Consider the following 2248-nt stretch of genomic DNA (forward strand, 5'->3'; position numbering starts at 1 on the left):
TTGTTTTTTTCGTGGTCTTTTTCCTTCCTTTTTCGGGTCACGCATTGACATCACAGACAACAGCAAATCAGATACAGGGTACTCCTCCTTATTTGACTTTCGATGGTGGTCGTACTCGTGCGGATGATGCTAACGGTCTGCTTGGGATTACTTTATCTGACGGAACTAGGTACACGCCTTCTACCAATACTTCATCTTCTTCAGCACCAATCTCTTTACCGGTTGAGGGTCAGAGTTTTGCTGATATTCGTATGTTCGTTCCTACTGATACTAATTCAGTCGCTTTGAGTTCACTTATCGGTCCACCTAATAATTATTGGGGAGATGATGATGGTGATTCTGGTGTTAGTGCTACAGGTTCTTTAAGTTTATCTATCGTTGATAAAAACAATCGGCCTGTATCACGTGATACAGTGTTAACGACATGTACTGATTCTGCACCTTATCGTGTTACGTTATCTAGTACTGACGGTACATTATCTACTCGTTACGGTTTTCCTAATCGTAGTACTTTCAGTGCCCGTAATGTGACTTATTACGTCAATCCTAAGGCTGGGGCGGTGGTTTGTTTTGTTCGGCCTAGCTTATTTGGTGGTAAGCGTGGTGATGACTATTGGGAACCAACTTTTGATTTTGCTGGTCCATCTTCAATGTGGGACCCTGCTAAGGGTTTTATCCCTCAGTCAACTGGCCCATCTTCTTACGGTAGAAACTTTCCTACAACTGGTCTTAATGGATTGTACTTTGATTTACTCATTACCGGTAGTAGTCAGCCATTGTCTTGGTCTCCTGTTTCTCAGGGAGGTATCACCGTCACAATGTCTAATTCTACTGCTACAAGCGTTCGTGTTACTTTAACTGGTCCTTACGCTACTTATTCCCAACAGAATTCATCCTATCCTGGTCGTATTTCTAAACCTACTTTGCCTCAGACATTCGAGTTGGTCGGTCGAGACAATAATGGTAATCCAGTTATTAAATATGGTTTTACTTTGAAGCAGTGGTTCGTCAACCGTGATGATAAGCAGGGCTCTTATCCTAATACCTTATCTTGGTGTAATAGTCTTGGTTATCGTCTTGTTGAGGTAAAGGATTTAACAAACGCATCTTGTCCTACCAACCATTCTGACTGTCGTGGTTCAGTCGGCGCCACCCCTTCCTCGCCAGATAATCATTATATGCGTCATATAGATGCTGGTCTTTTAGCGGAGTGGGGGGAAATGTTCTATTACTTTAGCTTCACCAACCGTTTGTACTGGACTAGTGACCCTTATGATGGTCGTAACCAGTTTACCGTCAACTCACCCACCGGTAATGTACGTTGGTTTGACAAATTCAACTACTTGTACGGGCTTTGCGCCTATCCTTAGCTCTTATTCCTTCGTCCTTAATCCTTAGGCCGGGGGCGGGGGTGATAAAAAATAGTGTTGAGTGATTAAAAGTAAGCTGACTCAAGGAGTCAACGTCGTTTAGCTATAAAAAGCGATTTTGCGGCTAAGCGACGCTTCAATTACCCGCTTAGGCGGGTTTATTTTTTAGGTATTTTATCTCAAAAAAAGTTGAGGAGCGGGGTTTTTGAGGTTTTAAATGTCACTTAAAAATTATTAAATGATCCAAATCACTAAATTTCTAATTCAAAGCCCTAAAATAAAATTTTTGAGTATCAATCGCTATAATTTAAAAGATTTGTAATTGCAATATCTCTAATTAAAACATCAATTAACCAATTATAACCTAGATCCTTTTTAGATCTTATTTACAAAAGTTAACGCAAATGAGCGAAAAAAAGTGTTGCATCGTGTTTTTCCAATCACTATACTTTTTACACGGTTTTAGCTACTAGGCTAAAATTTGACAGAAAAGTATAAAATTGTAAATAAATCAAAAAATTACTTGACAAGGTAGTCTAAAATGCATTATAATTTTCAACAGGCAACAGGCAACAGGCAACCTGGCCAACCTATCTTTTAAATTCGTCTAAATCCAGCACCCAGTTTAATTTTTTCACTGAAACTTATTTTTCCACGCAATCAAGTGAAATTCTGCGAATTTTTGCGCGATCGCTTCCGCGATCCTTTTCTCGATCTTTTTTCAGATCCTTTTCTGGATCCTGTTTTCGATCCTTCGATTTTTCCAAATTATCCCGGCAGATTGTTTTTTCCGTGGCTCTTTTCCTTCCTTTTTCCAGTCATGCATTGACATCACAGACAACTAGGAATGCGATACAGGGTAGTGCACCTTATCTGAC

1 pseudogene is annotated in these 2248 nt (G+C 39.9%); it reads left to right on the plus strand.

From position 1 onward, the window contains the following. A pseudogene (locus J3U16_RS11780) lies at positions 1-1370 on the plus strand (hypothetical protein); the annotation flags it as partial. Positions 1371-2248 lie beyond the last annotated feature (878 nt).

Source organism: Gilliamella sp. B3023 (assembly GCF_026536845.1).
Taxonomy (GTDB): domain Bacteria; phylum Pseudomonadota; class Gammaproteobacteria; order Enterobacterales; family Orbaceae; genus Gilliamella; species Gilliamella apicola_E.